The sequence below is a fragment of the Chromobacterium haemolyticum genome (assembly GCF_002081825.1).
Classification (GTDB): Bacteria; Pseudomonadota; Gammaproteobacteria; order Burkholderiales; family Chromobacteriaceae; genus Chromobacterium; species Chromobacterium fluminis.
Window position 1 is genome coordinate 25,484 of the sequence record NZ_MUKU01000001.1, and the last position, 20,840, is coordinate 46,323.

The 20,840-nt window shown below is 63.2% G+C and carries 20 protein-coding genes; 16 read left to right on the top strand and 4 right to left on the bottom strand.

The genetic code is table 11. From position 1 onward, the window contains the following. Window positions 1–14 precede the first annotated feature (14 nt). A complete protein-coding gene (locus B0T39_RS26545; RefSeq protein WP_254894461.1) occupies window positions 15–1,220 on the bottom strand; it encodes a THUMP domain-containing class I SAM-dependent RNA methyltransferase in 1,206 nt (401 codons plus the stop codon). Between the two features lie 1,566 nt (window positions 1,221–2,786). Here B0T39_RS26545 and mutY point away from each other — a divergent pair. The 15 genes from mutY (at window position 2,787) to B0T39_RS00230 (ending at window position 18,123) form a co-directional block, all read left to right on the top strand. Beyond that, window positions 2,787–3,827 (top strand): A/G-specific adenine glycosylase, encoded by a 1,041-nt coding sequence (gene mutY / locus B0T39_RS00160; protein WP_081544442.1) that lies wholly within the window; start codon window positions 2,787–2,789, stop codon window positions 3,825–3,827. Between the two features lie 44 nt (window positions 3,828–3,871). Then, window positions 3,872–6,076 (top strand): RelA/SpoT family protein, encoded by a 2,205-nt coding sequence (locus tag B0T39_RS00165; protein WP_081544272.1) that lies wholly within the window; start codon window positions 3,872–3,874, stop codon window positions 6,074–6,076. Window positions 6,077–6,530: 454 nt separating this feature from the next. Further along, entirely contained in the window at window positions 6,531–7,298 is a 768-nt protein-coding gene (gene deoC, locus B0T39_RS00170; RefSeq protein WP_081544273.1) for a deoxyribose-phosphate aldolase, read from the top strand. Window positions 7,299–7,399: 101 nt separating this feature from the next. Then, window positions 7,400–8,725, top strand: coding sequence for a thymidine phosphorylase (deoA, locus tag B0T39_RS00175; protein ID WP_081544274.1), 1,326 nt, complete (start codon window positions 7,400–7,402; stop codon window positions 8,723–8,725). Between the two features lie 15 nt (window positions 8,726–8,740). Then, entirely contained in the window at window positions 8,741–9,955 is a 1,215-nt protein-coding gene (locus tag B0T39_RS00180) for a phosphopentomutase (RefSeq protein ID WP_081544275.1), read from the top strand. Between the two features lie 70 nt (window positions 9,956–10,025). Then, the gene (gene deoD / locus B0T39_RS00185; RefSeq protein WP_081544276.1) at window positions 10,026–10,736 is read left to right on the top strand and encodes a purine-nucleoside phosphorylase; all 711 of its coding nucleotides are present in this window, start codon (window positions 10,026–10,028) and stop codon (window positions 10,734–10,736) included. 499 nt (window positions 10,737–11,235) lie between these two features. Next, complete coding sequence (rplM, locus tag B0T39_RS00190) at window positions 11,236–11,664, top strand: 50S ribosomal protein L13 (RefSeq protein WP_081544277.1); 429 nt, start codon at window positions 11,236–11,238, stop codon at window positions 11,662–11,664. Window positions 11,665–11,679: 15 nt separating this feature from the next. After that, a complete protein-coding gene (gene rpsI / locus B0T39_RS00195; RefSeq protein WP_019102900.1) occupies window positions 11,680–12,072 on the top strand; it encodes a 30S ribosomal protein S9 in 393 nt (130 codons plus the stop codon). A gap of 156 nt (window positions 12,073–12,228) precedes the next feature. Continuing rightward, the gene (argC, locus tag B0T39_RS00200; protein ID WP_081544278.1) at window positions 12,229–13,257 is read left to right on the top strand and encodes an N-acetyl-gamma-glutamyl-phosphate reductase; all 1,029 of its coding nucleotides are present in this window, start codon (window positions 12,229–12,231) and stop codon (window positions 13,255–13,257) included. A 217-nt stretch (window positions 13,258–13,474) separates the two neighbouring features. After that, window positions 13,475–13,807: an iron-sulfur cluster insertion protein ErpA gene (gene erpA, locus B0T39_RS00205; protein WP_019102898.1), complete on the top strand. Its 333-nt coding sequence runs from the start codon at window positions 13,475–13,477 to the stop codon at window positions 13,805–13,807. A 62-nt stretch (window positions 13,808–13,869) separates the two neighbouring features. After that, window positions 13,870–14,721 (top strand): CheR family methyltransferase, encoded by an 852-nt coding sequence (locus B0T39_RS00210; RefSeq protein ID WP_019102897.1) that lies wholly within the window; start codon window positions 13,870–13,872, stop codon window positions 14,719–14,721. 67 nt (window positions 14,722–14,788) lie between these two features. Then, a complete protein-coding gene (locus B0T39_RS00215; RefSeq protein WP_081544279.1) occupies window positions 14,789–16,045 on the top strand; it encodes a D-amino acid dehydrogenase in 1,257 nt (418 codons plus the stop codon). A 115-nt stretch (window positions 16,046–16,160) separates the two neighbouring features. Beyond that, the gene (gene purT, locus B0T39_RS00220) at window positions 16,161–17,369 is read left to right on the top strand and encodes a formate-dependent phosphoribosylglycinamide formyltransferase (protein WP_081544280.1); all 1,209 of its coding nucleotides are present in this window, start codon (window positions 16,161–16,163) and stop codon (window positions 17,367–17,369) included. Then, window positions 17,366–17,758 carry a group II truncated hemoglobin gene (locus B0T39_RS00225; RefSeq protein WP_254894454.1) on the top strand — a complete coding sequence of 131 codons (393 nt, stop codon included), beginning with the start codon at window positions 17,366–17,368 and terminating at the stop codon, window positions 17,756–17,758. Before purT ends, B0T39_RS00225 begins: the two co-directional genes overlap by 4 nt. A gap of 86 nt (window positions 17,759–17,844) precedes the next feature. Next, window positions 17,845–18,123 carry a hypothetical protein gene (locus B0T39_RS00230; RefSeq protein ID WP_141111017.1) on the top strand — a complete coding sequence of 93 codons (279 nt, stop codon included), beginning with the start codon at window positions 17,845–17,847 and terminating at the stop codon, window positions 18,121–18,123. Between the two features lie 65 nt (window positions 18,124–18,188). Here the strand turns inward: B0T39_RS00230 and B0T39_RS00235 are convergent, their stop codons facing one another. Beyond that, entirely contained in the window at window positions 18,189–18,614 is a 426-nt protein-coding gene (locus B0T39_RS00235; RefSeq protein WP_081544282.1) for a PaaI family thioesterase, read from the bottom strand. A gap of 73 nt (window positions 18,615–18,687) precedes the next feature. Then, window positions 18,688–19,047 carry a dihydroneopterin aldolase gene (locus tag B0T39_RS00240; RefSeq protein ID WP_048415680.1) on the bottom strand — a complete coding sequence of 120 codons (360 nt, stop codon included), beginning with the start codon at window positions 19,045–19,047 and terminating at the stop codon, window positions 18,688–18,690. A gap of 73 nt (window positions 19,048–19,120) precedes the next feature. On the opposite strand from B0T39_RS00240, the gene plsY reads away from it, so the two are divergent. Next, window positions 19,121–19,750 carry a glycerol-3-phosphate 1-O-acyltransferase PlsY gene (plsY, locus tag B0T39_RS00245; RefSeq protein WP_081544283.1) on the top strand — a complete coding sequence of 210 codons (630 nt, stop codon included), beginning with the start codon at window positions 19,121–19,123 and terminating at the stop codon, window positions 19,748–19,750. 63 nt (window positions 19,751–19,813) lie between these two features. Here the strand turns inward: plsY and B0T39_RS00250 are convergent, their stop codons facing one another. Next, window positions 19,814–20,773 (bottom strand): histone deacetylase family protein, encoded by a 960-nt coding sequence (locus B0T39_RS00250; protein ID WP_244269578.1) that lies wholly within the window; start codon window positions 20,771–20,773, stop codon window positions 19,814–19,816. Window positions 20,774–20,840 lie beyond the last annotated feature (67 nt).

Below are 20,840 nucleotides of genomic sequence, written 5' to 3' on the forward strand. Positions count from 1 at the left end.
GTCCGCGCGCGGTGTTACTCCGCGGCGTGATCGTCCTGCTCGATGGTTTCGGCCTGCTCGCCCGGTTTTTCCTTGCGGGCGCTGCCTTCCACCATATTGATAACGAACAGCCGGCATTGCAGCGAGCCGTTGTACAGCGGGGTGCGGCGCTTGGGCGACAGATGGACCAGCTTGGCCAGGCGCAGGTCGCCGCTGAACAGGTTGGCGTGCCAGCCGGCGAAGTGGGCTTTCAGCCAGTCGCCCAGCAGCGGATACCACTCGGCCAGCTGGTCCAGTTCGTCCATGCGCACGCCGTAGGGCGGGTTGGCCACCAGGATGCCGTTTTCGCCGTTGGGACGGGCGTCCAGCACGTCCATCGCCTCCAGTTCCACCAGGCCGGAGAGGCCGGCGCGTTCCAGGTTGTCCTTGGCGACGTTGATGATGGCCTGGTCGCGGTCGGAGCCGTTGATCGCCAGCTTGGCCAGTGGTTTTTCCGCGTGCTGGGCGTCCAGCAGCAGTTTTTCCCAGCTGGCGGAATCGAAGCCGCGCAGTTTCTGGAAGGCGAATTTGCGTTGGCGGCCCGGCGCGCGGTTCAGCGCGATGTCGGCGGCTTCCACCAGGAAGGTGCCGCTGCCGCACATCGGGTCCAGCAGCGGCTGGCTGCCGTTGTAGCCGGTCAGCATCAGGATGCCGGCGGCCAGGTTTTCACGCAGCGGCGCGTCGCCGGTTTCCTGGCGCCAGCCGCGCTTGAACAGCGGTTCGCCGCTGGTGTCCAGGTAGATGGTGGCGCTGTCTTCGGTCAGGAAGACATGGACGCGCACGTCCGGGTGGCGGGTATCGACATTGGGACGGCCCAGCTGCGCCTGGCGGAAGCGGTCGCAGATCGCGTCCTTCACCTTCAGCGAGATGAAGTCCAGGCTTTTGAAGTGACAGCGGATGGCGTCGGTCTTCAGCTTGATGCTGTTGGATACGTCGAACCAGCGCGGCCAGTCCACGTTCATCGCCAGGCGGTAGATGTCTTGCTCGTTGCGGTAGCCGCCCTGGGCCAGTTGCAGCAGCACGCGGCTGGCGGTGCGGCTGTGCAGGTTGGCCGCCATCAGCAGATCGCGGTCGCCGGCGAAGGCCACGCCGCCGTCGGCGGCGGCGATGTCGCGCGCGCCCAGGCCGCGCAACTCGTCGGCCAGAATGGCTTCCAGGCCGCGCGGGCAGGGGGCGAACAAGGACAGCACGCTGTCGCGCACCTGGGTCAGGCTCGGGGCTTGGCGTTCGGACGGCGTGTGGCGCGGCGCGTCGGCGTAGCGGTGTTCTCCGCGGGTTTCCACGCGGTGTTGGTCGCCCAGCGGCTTCAGGCTGCCGGCGCCGGGTTTGCCGAACTGTTGGCGAGTTTCGCCTTCACGACGCTCGTGGCGCGGGCGTTCTTCCTGTTGCCATTGACGCGGCGCGCGTTCGGCGTCGTCGCGGCGGACGTCGTTGTCGCGGTAGGACGGCTTGCTGAACAGCTTGCGCGTGCCGCCTTCGCTACGCTCGGCCGGTTCGCCTTGAGGACGGTCCTGGCGCGGCGCTGCTTCGGTGTCGTCGCGGCGGCTGCGGTTGTCGCGTTCGGCGGATTTGCCGAACAGTTTGCGCGGGCCGCCCTCGTCGCGTTCAGCCGGCTCGTTTTGCTGCCACGGCTTGCGCGGCGCTTGCTCGGCGTCGTCGCGGCGGAAACGGTTTTCGCGCTCGGCGGACGGGGTGAAGGGCTTGCGTTGCGCTTCATCGTGGCGTTCGCCATGCTGGCGCTCTTGCCACGGTTTGCGCGGCGCTTGTTCTGCGTCGTCGCGACGGAAGTTGTGGTCGCGGTTGGCCTGCTTGCTGAACAGTTTGCGCGGGCCGCCCTCGCTGCGTTCCGCCGGCTCGTTTTGCTGCCACGGCTTGCGCGGGGATTGTTCGGCGTCGTCGCGGCGGAAGCGCTGCTCTCGGTCGGCGGACAGGTTGAACGGTTTGCGCGGCTGATCCACGTGGCGTTCGCCGTCGCGTTGTTGCCAGCGCGGTTTGCCTTGCGGCGCGCCTTGTTCGCCGTCCCGCTCCAGATGCAGCGGTTTGCGGCCGGACGGGCCGCGGTCGCGGCTGTAAGGCTTGCGTTCTTGTTCCACGTCCGCGGCGGCGTTCAGCGGTTTGCGGCCGGATGGGCCGCGGTCTCGGCTGTAATCGCGCGGCTCGCGGTCTTCGCGGTGATGGAAGGGCTTTTTGGGGCCGCTGCCTTGCGGGCGCTCTTCGCCGTCGCGGGCGAAGCTGCGTGGCTGCCAGTTGTTGCCGCGCTCTTTATTGAAGCGGTCCTGCTTGAAATTATCTTGGCCTTCGTTGCGTTCAAAGCGCTGCTGGCCTTGCGGGCGGCGTTCGTTGCCATAGGGCTTGTCGCGCCCGGCCTGTTGGTCGCGTCCTTGGTAGGGGCCGCGCTTGCCGCCGTCTCGCGGGGCTTGTCCCTGTCCTGGGCCGCGGTCTTGCCAGTTGGGCTTGGCGTTGCCTGGGCGCGGGCCGGAATAGGGCGCGCGCGGCGAGGCGTCGGCCGAAGGCGCTTTCTTCTGGATCACGGGGCTTTTACCGGCCGGGCTGTCTCCGCCTGCCGGCGAACTGGCCTCATTGTCGCGGCTATTGAAATCGCGGCGCATATTGGCACGCTGGCGGGAACGGAAACTGGACATGGAACTTCCTTGAGTAAGCAGACTTTTAAGCAATTCTTTGATTTTAACTTATTTGTCCGGAGGCTGCTTGGTGACAGCGAGGGTTTCCGCTACCATATCCGGTTCGATTCAAGATGATAGATGATGTTGCACAGCTCATTCGCCGCGCGGCTGACCGCCTGGCAAAAAACGCATGGACGCCATGATTTGCCGTGGCAGGTCAGCGACCCGTACCGGATCTGGCTGTCCGAGATCATGCTGCAGCAGACCCAGGTCAAAAGCGTGCTGGAATATTACCCGCGCTTTCTCGCCCGCTTTCCGGACGTGGCGGCCTTGGCCGCCGCGCCGCAGGAAGATGTGCTGGCGCTGTGGAGCGGCCTGGGCTATTACAGCCGGGCGCGCAATCTGCACAAGGCGGCGCAGATGGTGATGGCCGAGTTTGGCGGCGGCTTCCCGGCCGAGCGCCAGCAACTGGAGCGCCTGCCCGGCGTGGGGCGTTCCACCGCCGCGGCAATCGCTTCTTTCGCTTTTGGCCAGCGGGAGACCATTCTGGACGGCAACGTCAAACGGGTGTTGACCCGTTGCTTTGGCATTGACGGCTTTCCCGGCGAGAAGGCGGTGGAGCAGCGCTTGTGGCGGCTGGCCGAAGACCTGCTGCCGCGGGAGGCGGCGCTGATGAGCGCCTACACTCAAGGTTTGATGGACTTGGGCGCCACGGTGTGCAGCCGCGGCAAGCCGGCCTGTACCGTCTGCCCTATGGTGGATGGCTGTGTGGCGGCGGGGGAGGGACGCACTGGCGAACTGCCGACGCGGCGGCCGAAGAAAACGGTGCCCACGCGCCATACGGTGATGCTGCTGGCCACGCACGAGGACAAGGTATGGCTGCTGCGGCGACCGCCTTCCGGTATTTGGGGCGGGTTGTTGTCGCTGCCGGAGTTCGAGACCTCGATGCAGGCCGAGGACTGGCTGCAGCGGGCGGGGCAGGGCGACGCCTTGCCGGCCTGGCCGGAGTTGGAACACGTGTTCACGCATTATCGTTTGATCATTACGCCGTTGCCGGCGCGCCTGGATGGCTTGAACGGCGGCGCGGCGATGGAGGACAACGGCCAGTGGCTGCCGTTGGCGGAAGCGCCGGACGCCGGTGTGCCCGCGCCGGTGCGCCGGCTGTTGTTGCGCTTGGCCGAGTAGCCGGGCGCTGTCGAAACACGATTTGATTGAGTTACTGGGTTGATATGGTTTCCGTAGTTCGTTCGATGGCTGACACCCTGGCAGACGCGGCTAATCCGCAGCGCTGGCTGGAGGGCTTGTCTTCTTCGCTCAGCGGGGAAGAGCAGGCGATGCTCACTCGCGCCTTTGACGAGGCGCGCGCCTTGTACTGCGGCAAGACCATGGCCCAGACGGGCGAGGACTTGTTCAACCACGCGGTGGCCGCCGCCGCCATCGTGGCGGATCTGAATCTGTTGCCGGACGCCATCGTCGCCACCTTGATGTTCGCCGCTTCGGATTACCGCGAGGATTGGCAGGTCTGGCTCTCCGAAACCTTCAACCCCACGGTGGCGGTGCTGGTGGAAGGGGTCAACGGCGTGCGCCGCATCACCGAGCTGGCGCGTATCGACAAGCTTTCCACGCCGGAGGAGCGCGCGCGTCAGGCGGAAACCATGCGCAAGATGCTGCTGGCCATGGTGGCGGATATCCGCGTGGTGCTGATCAAGCTGGCCTGGCGCACCCAGACTATGCACTACCTGGCCGAGGTGGCGGACGAGACGGTGCGCCGCCGCATCGCCACCGAGACGTTGGACCTGTTCGCGCCCCTGGCCAACCGCCTGGGGGTATGGCAGATCAAGTGGGAGCTGGAGGACCTGGGCTTCCGCCATACCGAGCCGGACAGCTACAAGCGCATCGCCAAGCTGTTGGACGAGCGCCGGCTGGAGCGCATCGATTATATCGACCGGCTGCTGAACACCTTGCGCGCGGAGCTGAAGAACGCCGGCGTGAAGGCGGAAGTCGCCGGCCGGCCCAAGCACATCTTCTCCATCTGGAAGAAGATGAAGAAGAAAAAGCTGGATTTCTGCGAGCTTTACGATATCCGCGCGGTGCGCATCCTGGTAGAGCGGCTGCCGGACTGCTACACGGCGCTGGGCATTATTCACGGGACCTGGCAGCCGATTCCGGGCGAGTTCGACGACTACATCTCCCACCCCAAGGCCAATAATTACCGCAGCCTGCACACCGCGGTGATCGGGCCGGAGGATAAGGCGGTGGAGGTGCAGATCCGCACTTTCGAGATGCACGAGCACGCCGAGTTCGGCGTGGCCGCGCACTGGCGCTATAAGGAAGGCGGCAAGGGCGACGCCGCCTATGAGGAGAAAATCTCCTGGCTGCGTCAATTGCTGGACTGGCGCGAGGAGATGTCGGACCGCGAAGGCCTGGCCGAGGCGTTCAAGACTGAGCTGTTCGCCGACACCATCTATGTATTGACGCCGCAAGGCCGGGTGATGGCCTTGCCGTTTGGCGCCACCCCCATCGATTTCGCCTACTCGGTGCACACCAATCTGGGCCACCGCTGCCGCGGCGCCAAGGTGGAGGGGCAGATTGTGCCCTTGTCCACGCCGCTGCAAAACGGCCAGCGGGTGGAGATCATCACCGCCAAGGAGGGCGGGCCGTCGGTGAACTGGCTGCACGACGGCTGGGTGAAGAGCCATCGCGCCATTTCCAAGATCCGCCAGCACATCCGCCTGCTCAACGCGGACACCGTGCGCGAAACCGGCAAGATGTTGTTTGAGCGCGAGCTGGCCCGCCACAGCCATATGCAACCCAATCTGGGGGCGCTGGCGGAGAAGTTGGGCTACGACAAACTGGAAGAAGTGTACGGCGCGCTGGGTCATGGCGAGTTGACCACGCGGGTGGTGTCCAACGCCATCGTCAGCTTCGCGCCGCCGCCGCCGGCGGACGTGGCGCCGGAAAGCCTGGTCAAGGCCAGCAAGGGCGGCCACGACGCGGGCGGGGTGCTGATCGAGGGCGTGGACAATCTGATGACGGTGCTGGCCAAGTGCTGCAAGCCGGCGCCGCCGGACGGGGTAATGGGTTTCGTCACCAAGGGGCGCGGCATTTCCATTCATCGCACCAACTGCCTGACCCTGAAAAAGTTGTCGGTGGAGGTGCCGGAGCGGCTGATCGCCGCCGAATGGGGAGATCAGCGCAGCAGCGTCTTCCCCATCGACATCGAAATCATCGCCATGGACCGTCCCGGCCTGCTGCGCGATCTGTCCGACGTGTTGTCGCGCGAAAAGTTGAATCTGATCGGGGTCAACACCTTGTCGCGCGACACTCGCGCCCGCATGCGCTTCACTGTGGAGGTGCGCCAGGTGCAGGACATCAGCCGGGTGTTGTCGCGGATGATGGAGTTGAGTGGGGTGCAGGAGGCGCGGCGTTTGTAAGAACCTGTTTAAAGTCTGCTGCGCTTCGGCGATACGGCGTTGAAAACAACTTCGAAATGCTCATGTACCGCTTGTACATTCCGCTTTCTCAGCCGTTTTCGCCTTGTCTCGCTCTTGCTCGCGAGACTTTGAACAGGTTCTAAGAACCTGTTGACGATCTGCTGCGCTTCGGCGATACGGCGTTGAAAACAACTTCGAAATGCTCATGTACCACCTGTACATTCCGCTTTTTCGCTCGTTTTCGCCTTGTCTCGCCTTAGCTCGCGAGATCGTCAACACGTTCTAAGGCGCGACCGAGTTTGCGTTGGCACAAGTTCACCGTCGCTGTGCATTGCTTTGACTTGAAGAAATTTTCATAATGGGTTTTTTGCGCCGCCGCCCGCCGGTGGCGTCGAGGTTTTGGAACGCTTGGCGAGCACGCCTGGCCGTTTCTCATTGAAAGGTTTGTTAGCTCATGTCCGAACTGATCGCCGCGGCGCGCCGCGCCCTGTCCCTGATGGATCTCACCACGCTGAACGACGACGACACTAACGACAAGGTCGCCGCACTGTGCCGCAAGGCCAAGAGCGAAGCCGGCACCGTGGCCGCGGTCTGCGTGTATCCGCGCTTCGTGCCCATCGCCAAGAAAACCTTGCGCGAGGCCGGCTGCCCCGAGGTAAAAGTGGCCACCGTCACCAACTTCCCGGCCGGCGACGAGGACATCTCCATCGCGGTGGCGGAAACCCGCGCCGCGATCGCCTACGGCGCGGATGAGGTGGACGTGGTGTTTCCGTACCGGGCGCTGATGGCGGGCAAGCGCGAGGTGGGCGCGCAACTGGTGGCGGCCTGTAAGGACGCTTGTGAAGGCAAGACGCTGAAAGTCATCATCGAAAGCGGCGAGCTGAAGGACGAGGCGCTGATCCGCGAGGCTAGCCTGATCTCCATCCAGGCCGGCGCCGACTTCATCAAGACCTCCACCGGCAAGGTGCCGGTGAACGCCACGCTGGAAGCGGCCGGCGTGATGCTGTCCGCCATCCGCGAAACCGGCGGTGCCTGCGGCTTCAAGGCCGCCGGCGGCGTGCGCACCGCGGCCGAGGCGGCGGAATACCTGGAGCTGGCCGAGCATCTGCTGGGCGCGGAATGGGTGAGCGCGGAGCGCTTCCGTTTCGGCGCTTCCGGCCTGTTGGGCAATTTGCAGGCGGAAATTGAAGGGGGAGAGGTCAAGCCGATCAGCGGCTATTGATCGCTCGCTGTTTCAAACAATGGCCGTGGCGTTGGGTCCCGGCCATTATTTATTGCACGCGGCGGGTTTCGCCGCGGCAGGCGCAAGGCAGGGAGAATGCCATGTTTTTGCCTCAGGAAATCATTCGCAAGAAACGCGACGGCCAGGCGCTGTCGCAACAGGACATCCAGCAGTTCGTCGCCGGCATCACTGACGGCAGCGTGGCCGACAGCCAAATCTCCGCGCTGACCATGGCGGTGTACTTCAACGGCATGGCCCTGGAAGAAAACGTGCACATGGCGCTGGCGATGCGCGACTCCGGCCGTAGCATGCAGTGGAGCGATCTTAATCTGCCCGGCCCGGTGGTGGACAAGCACTCCACCGGCGGCGTCGGCGACGTGGTGTCGCTGATGCTGGGGCCGATGGTGGCCGCCTGCGGCGGCTTCGTGCCCATGATTTCCGGCCGCGGCTTGGGCCATACCGGCGGCACGTTGGACAAATTGTCGGCGATTCCCGGTTACAACCCCTTCCCCAGCCCGGACGAGTTCCGCCGCGTGGTCAAGGAAGTAGGCGTGGCCATCATCGGCCAGACTTCGGACCTGGCCCCGGCCGACCGCCGCGTTTACGCGGTGCGCGACGTGACCGCGACGGTGGAATCGGTGGCGATGATCACCGCGTCTATCCTGTCCAAGAAACTGGCCGCCGGCCTGGACGCTTTGGTGATGGACGTGAAGGCCGGCACCGGCGCCTTCATGCCGACGATGGAGAAATCCGTAGAGCTGGCGGAACGCATCGTCAAGGTGGGCAACGGCGCCGGCGTGGCCACCAGCGCGCTGATCACCGAGATGAGCCAGCCGCTGGCTTGGACCGCCGGCAACAGCATAGAAACCCGCGAGGCGGTGCGTTACTTGAAGGGCGACGAACGCAATCCGCGCTTGCATGAAGTGACCATGGCGTTGTGCGCCGAGATGCTGGTGGTGGGCAAGCTGGCCAAGGACGAGGCCGAGGCGCGCGACAAGCTGCAGACCGCATTGGACTCCGGCCGCGCCGCCGAGATCTTCGGCCGCATGGTGGCCGCGCTGGGCGGCCCGGCCGACTTCATGGAGAACTATGATTCCCATATGGCGCCGGCTCCCATTGTGCGCCCGGTGCTGGCCGAACGCGCCGGCTTCGTCGGCGGCATGGACACCCGCGGCATCGGCATGGCGGTGTGCGCGCTAGGCGGCGGGCGCCGCCTGCCCAGCGACGAGCTGGATTTCCGCGTCGGCTTGTCCCGCTTTGTCGAGCTGGGTCAGCGCATCGACGCCGGCGTGCCGCTAGCTTATATTCACGCGGCGGATGAAAACAGTTTCGCCGACGCGGAGCGCCGCCTCAAGGCGGCGATCCAACTGGCTGACGCGGCACCTTCCGCGCTGCCGCTGGTCTATCAAAAGATTCGCCAGCAGTAATCCCGGAGCGGCAATATGAAACGAGCCATCATTCTGATTCTGGATTCGCTGGGCATCGGCGCCGCCGCCGACGCCCCGCAGTTCGGTGACGCCGGCAGCAACACGCTGGGCCACATCGCCATGGAGGCGGCCGCCGGCCGCGCCAACGTCGGCCGCAACGGCGCGCTGACCCTGCCTAATCTGTCCCGCATGGGCCTGGGCCACGCCTGCCGCTTGTCTTCCGGTTATTTCCCGGAGGGCATGGACCCGGCTGAGCCCGCGGCGGCCTACGGCTACGCGCGCGAGCTGTCCAGCGGCAAGGACACCCCGTCCGGCCATTGGGAAATCGCCGGCGTGCCGGTATTGTTCGACTGGGGCTATTTCAGCGACCACGACGACAGCTTCCCGCAGGAACTGCTGGACGCCATCGTCGCCAAGGCCGAGCTGCCCGGCTATCTGGGCAATTGCCACGCTTCCGGCACCGAGATTCTGGACCGGCTGGGCGAGGAGCATATGAGGACCGGCAAGCCCATCTTCTACACCTCGGCGGATTCGGTGTTTCAGATCGCCTGTCATGAAGAGACGTTCGGGCTGGAACGGCTGTATCAGCTGTGCAAGATCACTCGCGAACTGCTGGAGCCCTACAATATCGGTCGCGTCATCGCTCGTCCCTTCGTCGGCGAAGGCAAGGGCCAGTTTGTGCGCACCGGCAATCGCAAGGACTTGGCGGTGGAGCCGCCGGCGGCCACGGTGCTGGAAAAACTGGCCAAGGCCGGCGGCGACGTGGTGTCCATCGGCAAGATCGCCGATATCTACGCCCATGTCGGCATCACCCACAAGCACAAGGCCACCGGTTTTGACCAATTGTGGGACGCCACCCTGGGCGCGATGCGGGATCACCGCGAGCGGCCAGCCATCATCATGGCCAACTTCGTCGACTTCGACTCCAGTTATGGCCACCGCCGCGACACCGCCGGCTACGCCCGCGCGCTGGAGGAGTTCGACGCGCGTCTGCCGGAAGTGATGGCGGCGCTCGGCGACGACGATATTCTGATCCTGTCCGCCGACCATGGCTGCGATCCTACCTGGGAAGGCACGGACCATACTCGCGAACATATTCCGGTGCTGTGCTACGGCAAGAACGTGCCGGCCGGCTCGCTGGGCGAACGCGCCACCTTCGCCGACATCGGCCAGACCGTGGCGGCTCACCTGGGCCTGAGCCCTATGGATTACGGCCAGTCCTTCCTGTGAGACGCGGCTGAATGCAATACGCCCCGGCGTTGGCGCGTCGGGGCTCTTTTGAATTTGGAGACTAAAGACGATGGCGACCCCACATATCAACGCCCAACCGGGCGATTTTGCCGAAACCGTGCTGATGCCGGGCGACCCGCTGCGCGCGAAGATGATCGCGGAAACCTTCCTGGAAGACGCCAAGCTGGTGACCACGGTGCGCAATGTGTTCGGCTACACCGGCACTTACCAGGGCAAACGCCTGTCGGTGATGGCCCACGGCATGGGCATTCCGTCCGCCAGCATCTACACCACCGAGCTGATCAAGGATTACGGCGTCAAGAACATCATCCGCATCGGCTCCTGCGGCGCGGTGACGCCCGACATCAAATTGCGCGAGCTCTTCGTCGCCATGGGCGCGTCCACCGACAGCAAGGTCAACCGCATGCGTTTCAACGACCACGACTACGCCGCCATCGCCGATTACGACCTGCTGCGCGCCGTGGTGGACACCGCGGCGGAGCAGGGCAAGCCGGTGACGGTGGGCAATGTGTTCTCCGCCGACCTGTTCTACGGCGTGCAGCCCAATATGCTGGAAGTGCTGGACAAAATGCAGGTCAAGGTCATCGAGATGGAGCTGGCCGGCATCTACAGCGTGGCCGCGCAATACGGCGCGCGCGCGGTGGGCATACTGACCGTGTCCGACATTATCCCCACCGGCGAGGCCACCAGCGCCGAAGAGCGCCAAACCACCTTCCGCGACATGATGGAAGTGGCTTTGGCCGCAGCGATCAAGCTGTAAGTATTTGCTGATTGTCTGACAGCGCGACGGGGCTCTTGGGCCCCGTTGTCGCGTCGTGAGGCGAAAAATCGAGATAAAAAACAAGGTTTCCCGCAATTTGCATTGCGGTGCAGAGTTAGTTTTGGCGTTGATTTAACAGTGATTTTTGTTGTTGCGACGTAAAAAGCCACGATTTATAGTGCGATGCACAAAAAGCCTTGCAATGAAGCAAGTCTATGCAGATAATGAAACCTGCATCAGGACGTGGCATGCAAAGTGTGCGTTTTGGTGTTGTCTCCTCCATCCTCCTTCTTTAGGTGGAACTTGGCGCAACAAAGCTAGATGTTGCGCTTTTTTTTTTGCCCTGCCGCCGTCAAACCCTTCATTCCAACCGCATTTCCCCCTCGGAGCGGGCATCTTCGCCCGACAACCGGATTTCTGTTGTCTCACAAGGGTTTGACAGCTGGATCAGGGCTGTAATAGAATCCGTAACTTTCAAGAATTACGATGGAAGAGTTCCATGAAGACCTTTTCTGCCAAGCCGCATGAGGTTAAACGCGACTGGTTTGTGGTCGATGCCAACGACAAGGTTTTGGGCCGCCTCGCTGCTGAGATCGCCCATCGCCTGCGTGGCAAGCACAAGCCGGAATACACCCCGCACGTAGATACCGGCGATTTCATCGTCGTGGTCAACGTCGAGAAGCTGCGCGTTACCGGTGCCAAGGCACAAGACAAGAAGTACTACCGTCACTCCGGCTACCCGGGTGGTATCTACGAGCGCAGCTTCACCGAACTGCAAGACAAGTTCCCTGAGCGCGTTCTGGAAAAAGCCGTTAAAGGCATGCTGCCGAAGGGCCCGCTGGGTTACGCCATGATCAAGAAGCTCAAGGTGTACTCCGGTTCCGAGCATCCGCACACTGCTCAACAGCCGAAAGTGCTGGAAATCTGATTTTAAGGCGTAGAAATGAACGGTAAATACTACTACGGCACTGGCCGTCGCAAGAGCTCCGTTGCTCGCGTGTTCATGCAAAAGGGTTCGGGCCAGATCATCGTCAACGGCAAGCCGGTTGATGAATATTTCGCTCGTGAAACCGGTCGCATGGTAATCCGCCAGCCGCTGGCTCTGACCGAGAACCTCGAATCCTTCGACATTAAGGTGAATGTTGTTGGCGGCGGCGAAACCGGCCAAGCCGGCGCGATCCGTCACGGCATCACCCGCGCGTTGATCGACTTCGACACCGCTCTGAAGCCGGCTCTGTCCGCTGCTGGTTACGTGACCCGCGACGCTCGTGAAGTTGAGCGTAAAAAAGTCGGCCTGCGCAAAGCTCGCCGCGCCAAGCAGTTCTCCAAGCGTTAATTCGCCGAATTCTGTTTTCAAGAAAACCGCCTGCGTTTGTCAGGCGGTTTTTTCTTTGCCTGTCGTTTTCCCGCTTTCTCTCTCCCATATTGCAAGGCAGCATCTCAGTGCCTACACTGTTGTTTTTGCGACGCGCTTTTACATAAAGGAATGGGCATGATCAAGGTGGGAATCGTCGGGGGCACCGGCTACACGGGTGTCGAATTGCTGCGCTTGCTGGCAGGTCATCCGTCGGCGCGCGTGACCGCGGTCACCTCGCGCAAGGAGGCCGGCATGAAGGTGGCCGACTTGTTTCCCAGCTTGCGAGGCCGCATCGATCTGGCGTTTTCCACTCCCGACGAAGCCCGGCTGCAGGACTGCGATGTGGTGTTTTTCGCCACACCCAATGGCATTGCGATGAACGAGACGCGCGAACTGCTGGCCGCCGGCGTGCGGGTGGTGGACCTGGCCGCCGATTATCGGATCCAGGATGTCGCCGAGTGGGAAAAATGGTATGGCATGAGCCACGGCTCGCCGGATCTGGTGGCCGAAGCGGTGTACGGGCTGCCGGAAATCAACCGCGAGGCCATACGCGGCGCGCGACTGGTGGCGAATCCGGGCTGCTATCCGACCGCGGTGCAGCTGGGCTTCCTGCCCTTGATCGAAGCCGGCGTGGTGGAGCTGTCCAGCCTGATCGCCGACTGCAAGTCCGGCGTGTCCGGCGCCGGGCGCAAGGCGGAAGTGGGCGCCTTGCTGGCCGAGGCCGGAGATTCCTTCAAGGCTTACGGCGTGGCCGGTCACCGCCATTTGCCTGAAATCCGCCAGGGCCTGGGCCGTGCGGCCGCGCAGCCGGTGGGGCTAACCTTTGTGCCGCACCTGACGCCGATGATACGCGGCATCCACGCCACGCTGTACGCGCGGTTGAAGGCGGATGTGGACGTGCAAGCGCTGTTCGAGCGCCGCTACGAGGGTGAAGCCTTCGTCGACGTGCTACCGGCTGGCAGCCATCCGGAGACGCGCTCGGTGCGAGGCGCCAATGTGTGCCGCATCGCCGCGCACAGGCCGCAGGGCGGCGACACCGTGGTGGTGTTGTCGGTGATAGACAATCTGGTCAAGGGCGCGGCCGGTCAGGCGGTACAGAACATGAACTTGATGTTTGGACAGCCGGAGCAGGCGGGGTTGGACATCGTTCCCTTGCTGCCATGAGACACCGGCGCATGCGTGGAAAGAACTAGTTCGCTTGAAGACTCGCCATCGGCCCCAATATCCGACTAAAATAGTGGGTGAATGCCGCTCTGCCGGCTTGAGAAGGGGTTTGAGAAACCGCAGCGCGCGCAGCCAGGCCGCTGGCGGACCGTTGGCGGGTTTCTCATGGCCCCGGAACTGAATTGCGAGGTTTGACATGACTAATGCTGCAACTGAAATGCCGTCCCCGATCAACTTCAGCCAAAGCGCTTGTTCCAAGGTGCAGGAGCTGATCGCCGAGGAAGGCAATCCCGATCTGAAACTGCGCGTCTTCGTTACCGGCGGCGGCTGCTCCGGCTTCCAGTACGGTTTCACATTTGACGAAATCGCAAATGAAGACGATACCGCTATAGAGAGACAAGGCGTGACCTTCCTGGTGGATCCGATGAGCTACCAGTATCTGGTCGGCGCTGAAATCGATTATCAGGAAAGCCTGGAGGGCTCCCAGTTCGTGATCCGCAATCCGAACGCCACCACCACCTGCGGTTGTGGTTCGTCGTTCTCGGTGTGATCCGGACGCGGTAGAATACAGGCTCGGGCTATTGCCCGGGCCTTTTTTATGGGGACAACAAAATGAATAAGCTGCCACCCGTCGTCTTGCCGAAGATCGAATTCACGCGTGAATTCGCGTTTAGCGATGCCGACTTCGAGCGCATTCGCAAACTGATCTACAAGGAAGCGGGCATTTCGTTGAACCCGTCGAAGAAAGACATGGTTTACGGCCGCCTGGTGCGTCGCATCCGCGAGTTGAAGCTGCCCGGTTTCGCCGCCTATGTCGATTTCCTCGAGTCGATCAGCGGCAAGCGCGAGTTCGAACAGTTCGTCAACGCGCTGACCACCAATCTGACTTTCTTCTTTCGCGAAGAACATCATTTCCCGCTGCTGGCCGAGCATCTGAAGAAGAAAGCGACGGCCGGCGGAGAACTGGCGATCTGGTGCGCGGCCTCGTCCACCGGCGAAGAACCGTATTCGCTGGCGATCACCGCGCTGGAGGCGGTGCCGGGCGCGCGCATCAGCGTGCTGGCCACCGATCTGGACACCAGCGTGCTGGAAACAGGCCGCAAGGGCATTTACGCCGCCGACAAGGTGGCGCGCCTGCCGCCGGGCTACGCCGCCAAGTATTTCGACAAGCAGCCGGACGGCAGCTTCCAGGCCAAGGCTCAGCTGCGAAATATGATCACCTTCCAGCGTTTGAACCTGGTGGAGAGCAACTGGTCGGTCAAGCGCCAGTTCGACGCCATTTTCTGCCGCAACGTGATGATTTATTTCGACCGCGACACTCAGTTCGGCGTGCTCAAGCGCTTTGCGCCGCTCTTGAAGCCCGACGGCCTGCTGTTCGTCGGTCATTCCGAGAATTTCTATTTCGCGTCGGACTATTTCCATCTGCGCGGCAAGACGGTTTACGAGCACGCGAAGAAGCCGTAACGGTAGATCGCGGCTAGCAAGGTCAATGGGCAAGAGGGTTTTGCCCATTGGCTTTTGTGGAGAGTCGATGCGAGTAGTTGTTCTGGGCGCCGGCGTCATCGGCGTATCCACCGCCTGGTTTTTGGCGGAGAAGGGCCACCAGGTGGTGGTGGTGGACCGCGCCAGCGGCGCGGCGAGAGAAACCAGTTTCGCCAACGGCGGCCAGATTTCGGTCAGTCAGTCCGAGCCTTGGGCCAATCCGCGCGCGCCGTGGCGGGTATTGAGTTGGCTGTTGCGCGACGACGCGCCGCTGCTGATCCGGCCGAGGCTGGATGCGCGGCAATGGCGCTGGGGCCTGGATTTCCTGCGCGAATGCCTGCCGGGGCGCAGCGAGCGCAATATGCGTCAGATGGTGGCGTTGGGCTTGTACAGTCGCGATACGTTGCGTGGTTTGCGCCGTGAGCTTGGCATCGATTACCAGCAATTGCAGCGGGGCATCCTGACCCTGCTGTTCTCCAATGCCGAACTGGCCCAGGCTCGGGCCGGCTGCTCGCAACTGCAAAAACTGGGCGTGGAAAAAAGCCTGCTGACGCCGCTGCAGGCGCTGGAGCGGGAGCCGGCCTTGGCGCGCATTCTGCCCGAGTTGAGCGGCGCGTGCTGGAGTCCGGACGACGAGTCCGGCAATGTTCATCTCTTCACCGTCGCTCTGGCGCAGGCTTGCGCGCTGCGTGGCGTGGAATTCCGCTTTCAGACGCGGATCAATGCGCTGGAGCGCGCCGATGGAGAGGTGAGCGGAGTGTCCGTTACCACCGCGGACGGGGCTTACGAGCGGATCGAGGCCGACGCTTATGTATTGGCGCTGGGTTCTTATTCGCCTTTGCTGGCGGCGCAGGCCGGCTTGCGCCTGCCGGTGTATCCGGCCAAGGGCTATTCCGCCACTCTGCCGATTTTGGATGCGGCCGCCGCGCCGTTGGCCAGCATTACCGACGAAGCCCACAAGGTGGTGGTGTCGCGGCTGGGCGACGAATTACGCATCGCCGGCACCGCAGAGCTGTCCGGCTATTCCACCCATCTGGAGCCGAGGCGTTGCGATTTGTTGTTGCAGCGCGGCCGCGCCTTGTTCGGTGACGCTTGCGACTGGGAGCGCGCGCGTTTCTGGAGCGGTCTGCGGCCAGCCACGCCGGGCAATGTGCCGCTGATCGGCCCCAGCCGCTTGCGGCGTTTGTATCTGAATACCGGCCACGGCACCTTGGGTTGGACCGAAGGCGCCGGTTCCGGGCGGGCGCTGGCCGAGATCATCAGCGGCGAAACGCCGGCGCTGGATTTTGCGTTTTGCCGTGCTTGAGCGATAGGCTCAACTGAAGCGAGTCGATGCTCGGCGCATGGTAAAATCGCGCCGATTCGGATTCCCATCGTCCGCCGTCGGCGGGCCAAGCCATTCATTTCCAGGAAAGATCGTCATGCGTATCGGAACGCCGCAAAGTCGCAGTGCCGTCAGGGTGATGTTGTTGGGCAGCGGGGAGCTGGGCAAGGAGGTGGTGATCGCCTTGCAGCGGCTGGGAGTGGAAACCGTCGCCGTGGATCGCTACGCCGGCGCGCCGGCGATGCAGGTGGCCCACGCCAGCCACGTGATCGATATGTCGGACGCCGCGGCCTTGCGCCGGCTGGTGGAGCAAGTGCGCCCGCATCTGATTGTGCCGGAGATCGAGGCCATCGTCACCGACGAGCTGTTGCGCATCGAGGAGGACGGTCTGGCCGAGGTGATACCCACCGCGCGCGCCGCCCATCTGACGATGAACCGCGAAGGGATACGGCGGCTGGCGGCGGAAGAGCTGGGCCTGCCCACCTCGCCGTACGCCTTCGCCTCCAGCTTGGAAGAACTGCAAGCCGCAATCGACGACGGCATCGGCTACCCCTGCCTGGTGAAGCCGGTGATGTCGTCCAGCGGCAAGGGCCAGTCGCTGTTGCGCGGGCCGGAGGACGTAGCCCAGGCTTGGCAATACGCCGCCAGCAGCGGCCGGGTGGACAAGGGCCGGGTGATCGTCGAGGGTTTCATCGATTTCGATTACGAGATTACCCAGCTGACCGTGCGCGCGGCGGACGGCGCGGGTGGCATCGCCACGCACTTCTGCGCGCCGGTCGGCCATTTGCAGCGCAGCGGCGATTACGTGGAGAGCTGGCAGCCCCAGCCCATGAGCGAACTGGCCTTGCTGCGCGCGCGCGAAGTGGCCAAGGCGGTGACCGATGCGCTGGGCGGCCGGGGCTTGTTCGGCGTGGAGCTGTTCATCAAGGGCGACCAGGTGTGGTTCTCCGAAGTGAGCCCGCGGCCGCACGATACTGGTTTGGTGACGCTGGCGACTCAGCGCTGGTCCGAATTCGAACTGCACGCGCGGGCCATTCTGGGCCTGCCGGTGGATACGGCGATGTTCAGCGCCGGCGCGTCGGCGGTGATATACGGTGGTTTGGACGAGGCCGGCATCGCTTTTGACGGCGTGGACGAGGCCTTGCGAGTGCCGGGTGCGGACTTGCGTTTGTTCGGCAAGCCGGAAAGTTATTTGAAGCGCCGCATGGGCGTGGCGCTGGCTACGGCTGAGACGGTGGAACAGGCCCGCGAGCGGGCCAGAACCGCGGCCGCGTTGGTGCGACCGACGACGGGGAATAAAGCGTGAGCGATGAAGTGCGGGAAATGACGCCCTATCAATTATTGGGCGGCGAAGGCGTGGTGCGTTGGTTGACTGACCGTTTTTACGACATTATGGACAGCGATCCGGCGGTCAAGCCGCTGCGCGACATGCATCCGCAGGATCTGGCCGGTTCGCGCCAGAAGCTGTTCATGTTTCTGTCCGGCTGGCTGGGCGGCCCGTCCTTGTACATGGAAGCCTTCGGCCATCCGCGGCTGCGCATGCGCCATATGCCGTTTGCGGTGGACGAGGCGGCCCGCGATCAGTGGATGTCCTGCATGCGCCGCGCGGTGGATGAACTGGTGGCCGAGGATTGGCTGAAGCAAAAGCTGATCGAGGCCTTCCACAACACCGCCGACTTCATGCGCAATCAATAAAAAACTTGCGGCCGGCGCGCGAGTGTCCATGATGAGAGGAGGTTCTCGCATTTCATCTGGCGGAGATGGAGCGCATAGCGTGCAAGTTGTTTATATTGTGGCTGGGCTTGTGGGGATGCGCGGGCATTGCGGAGGCTTGTCTGCCGCAAGCCTGGACTTGCGCCTCGCCGTCCGACGAGGGGAGAAAATCCGCGCCTCGGAGCGCCGGCAAGGACATCACCATCGTCGGTCTGCGCTTTGAACGCGAAGCGGTCAGCAACCGTTTGTCGCTGTCCCCAGTGCTGGACCTGAACAAGCAAGCTCAGCTGTCCTTGCGTTTGACGCCCAAGCAGTTTGGCCTGCGTTTGAAAGTGAACACCGACTGAGCGCTGCTCCCCCCCCTCCTTTTCGCCCCCTAGACCGCGAATACCCTCCAAGTCCCGGCATCGTTTCAGCTTCCGGACAGCGGCGGAATCGAGTAGGTGCCGGTGACATGGGCCACCGGTTCTTGCAGTTCGGCCGACAGCAGCAAAACTTCCCCCACTGCCAGCCGTTTGCCCAACTTCAGGATGCGGCCTTCCGCAATCACGTCCGCCGGCGGCGGTTTACGCAGGAAGTTGATGTTTAGGCTGGTGGTCACGGCCAGTTCCACCCTGCCTATCATCCCCAACACCACGGCGTACAGCGTGGCGTCGGCCAGCGCCATCAAGGCGGGGCCGGCGATGGTTCCGCCCGGCCGGATCAGGTCCGGGTTGAAGTGCATGCGCAACACCGCGCCGCCGTCGGCAATGGACTCGGTCCGAATGCCGAACAGGCGGACCAAGGGTAGTTCCTGGTCGATCAGGCTTTGGAATTCCGGGACGGATAGACGAGGCATAGGGCGCTCCGGCGCTGTGATCTAAACATCATCAAGCGCCGGAGCGCGGGCGTCAATGCCCGGCGGCTCGGCTTCAGCGCGGGCGGTGGCCGCGTTCGATCAAGACGCCGACGCGCTTGACGCCGGGCAGGATGCCCAGCTTGGTGACCGAGACCCTGGCCCAGGGCGCGCCGAAGTCTTCGCGGATCACCTTGGCGATGTATTCGGCCAACGCTTCCAGCAGCAGGAAATGTTGTTCGGACAGCGCCTTGCGCAGCCGTTCCACCACCACGCCGTAGTGTATGGTGTCGCCGATATTGTCGCTGTGACAGGGCGCTTCGCTGGGAATGCCGATTTCCAGGTCGATTTCAATGGTTTGCGGGGCTTTCCGCTCCCATTCGTAGACACCGATAATGGTGTCGGCGCGTACTTCGCGCAGGAATATGATGTCCATCAGTCTGTCTGGGAGTTGGGGTTTGCCGCCCGATACCGTAAAATCCGAAGCCTTCTATTCTAATGGATACACCATGACCACGACAGCTTTTGCCTTTGTTGTTGCGGCCTATCTGATCGGCTCGCTCTCGTTCGCGGTGATTGTCAGCAAGGCCATGGGCATGGCCGACCCGCGCAGTTACGGTTCCGGCAACCCTGGCGCCACCAATGTGCTGCGCAGCGGCAAGAAGCTGGCGGCGGCGCTGACCTTGCTCGGCGACGGGGTCAAGGGCTGGGTGGCGGTGGCGCTGACCGCCTGGTTCGGGCCGCAATACGGCCTGGGCGAGCAGGCGATCGCGATGTCGGCGCTGGCGGTGCTGATCGGCCACATGTGGCCGGTGTTCTTCGGTTTCAAGGGGGGCAAGGGCGTGGCCACCGCGGTGGGGGTGTTGCTGGGCTTTAGCCCGTGGCTGGCGCTGGCAGCGCTGGCTACCTGGTTGTTCGTCGCTTTCGTGCTGAAGATCTCCTCGCTGTCCGCCATCGTCGCCTGCGTGCTGACGCCGGTATACGCTTACTTCATCCTCGGGCCGCAAAGCGTTTACTTCGGCAGCTGCATCATCATCGCCATCCTGGTGGTGCATCGCCATAAGTCCAATCTGATCAAGCTTCTGACGGGGCAAGAGGACAAGATAGGCGACAAGGGCACGGACAAGGGCTCCTCCTGAGCTTTGTTCCGCCAATGGAAAGGCCGTCGCTTGCGACGGCCTTTTATTTTTGAGCGGTCCGAGTCAGCCGTCGGACAGCACCCGCAGATGGGCGGCCACGCTACGGCCCAGCGCCGACAGGTCGTAGCCGCCTTCCAGCACCGATACCACGCGGCCGTCGGCGTAGAGATCGGCAATCTGCATCAGGTGACGGGTTACCCACTCGTAATCGGCCTCCACCAGCCCCAGCGAGCCCATATCGTCTTCGCGGTGAGCGTCGAAGCCGGCGGAGATGAACAAGATCTGCGGCCGGAAGTCGTGCAAGATCGGCAGCCACACCGTCTCCACCGCTTCGCGGAATTCGCGGCCGCCGCTGCCGGCTTTGAGCGGCACGTTGTGCATGTTCGGCCCCAGCGGCGCGTCGCCGCAATAGGGGTAGAACGGGTGCTGGAAGATGGACACCATCAGCACTCTGGGGTCGTCGCGCAGGATTTCCTCGGTGCCGTTGCCGTGATGGACGTCAAAGTCTATCACCGCCACTCGTTCGAATTGATAGTGGGCCAGCGCGTGGGTGACGCCGATCGCCAGATTGTTGAAGAAGCAGAAGCCCATCGCCTTGCCGCTTTCGGCGTGATGGCCGGGCGGGCGCACGGCGCAGAAGGCGTTGGGCGCTTTATCTTCGGCCACCAGTTCCACCGCTTTGACCACGGCGCCGGCGGCGCGTCGGGCGGCTTGCAGCGTGCCGGCGGACATCGCGGTGTCCGGGTCCACGCGAAAAGTGCCTATGCTGGGAGAGCAGGACTCTAGATATTCGAGATAGTGCGGAGGATGCACGCGCGCCAGTTGCTGTTCGGTGACTTCCGGCGCTTCGATCTCCTGCAGCCCGTCCAGTATCTGCGACGCCATGAGTTGATCGCGGATGGCGATCAGGCGCTCCGGGCATTCCGGGTGGCCCACGCCCATATTGTGCTGCAGACAGTCCGGGTGGGTGATGTAGGCGGTGAGCCCAGAGCGTTGCAAGCGATTTTTCAGCCAGGTCAACACGTGCGATTCCTTGTTGCGTACAATGGGCGCGGGATATGTGATATCGATAAATAGTGCGCGTAAGCGG

Bases quoted from the DNA above. Each gene is read 5' to 3' on its own strand.
- B0T39_RS00165 (WP_081544272.1), top strand. From the start codon at position 3,872: ATGGTTTCCGTAGTTCGTTCGATGGCTGACACCCTGGCAGACGCGGCT.
- deoC (WP_081544273.1), top strand. From the start codon at position 6,531: ATGTCCGAACTGATCGCCGCGGCGCGCCGCGCCCTGTCCCTGATGGAT.
- B0T39_RS00210 (WP_019102897.1), top strand. From the start codon at position 13,870: ATGAATAAGCTGCCACCCGTCGTCTTGCCGAAGATCGAATTCACGCGT.
- plsY (WP_081544283.1), top strand. From the start codon at position 19,121: ATGACCACGACAGCTTTTGCCTTTGTTGTTGCGGCCTATCTGATCGGC.
- B0T39_RS00215 (WP_081544279.1), top strand. From the start codon at position 14,789: ATGCGAGTAGTTGTTCTGGGCGCCGGCGTCATCGGCGTATCCACCGCC.
- purT (WP_081544280.1), top strand. From the start codon at position 16,161: ATGCGTATCGGAACGCCGCAAAGTCGCAGTGCCGTCAGGGTGATGTTG.
- deoD (WP_081544276.1), top strand. From the start codon at position 10,026: ATGGCGACCCCACATATCAACGCCCAACCGGGCGATTTTGCCGAAACC.
- B0T39_RS00180 (WP_081544275.1), top strand. From the start codon at position 8,741: ATGAAACGAGCCATCATTCTGATTCTGGATTCGCTGGGCATCGGCGCC.
- B0T39_RS00240 (WP_048415680.1), bottom strand. From the start codon at position 19,047: ATGGACATCATATTCCTGCGCGAAGTACGCGCCGACACCATTATCGGT.
- rplM (WP_081544277.1), top strand. From the start codon at position 11,236: ATGAAGACCTTTTCTGCCAAGCCGCATGAGGTTAAACGCGACTGGTTT.
- deoA (WP_081544274.1), top strand. From the start codon at position 7,400: ATGTTTTTGCCTCAGGAAATCATTCGCAAGAAACGCGACGGCCAGGCG.
- B0T39_RS00235 (WP_081544282.1), bottom strand. From the start codon at position 18,614: ATGCCTCGTCTATCCGTCCCGGAATTCCAAAGCCTGATCGACCAGGAA.
- argC (WP_081544278.1), top strand. From the start codon at position 12,229: ATGATCAAGGTGGGAATCGTCGGGGGCACCGGCTACACGGGTGTCGAA.
- rpsI (WP_019102900.1), top strand. From the start codon at position 11,680: ATGAACGGTAAATACTACTACGGCACTGGCCGTCGCAAGAGCTCCGTT.
- erpA (WP_019102898.1), top strand. From the start codon at position 13,475: ATGCCGTCCCCGATCAACTTCAGCCAAAGCGCTTGTTCCAAGGTGCAG.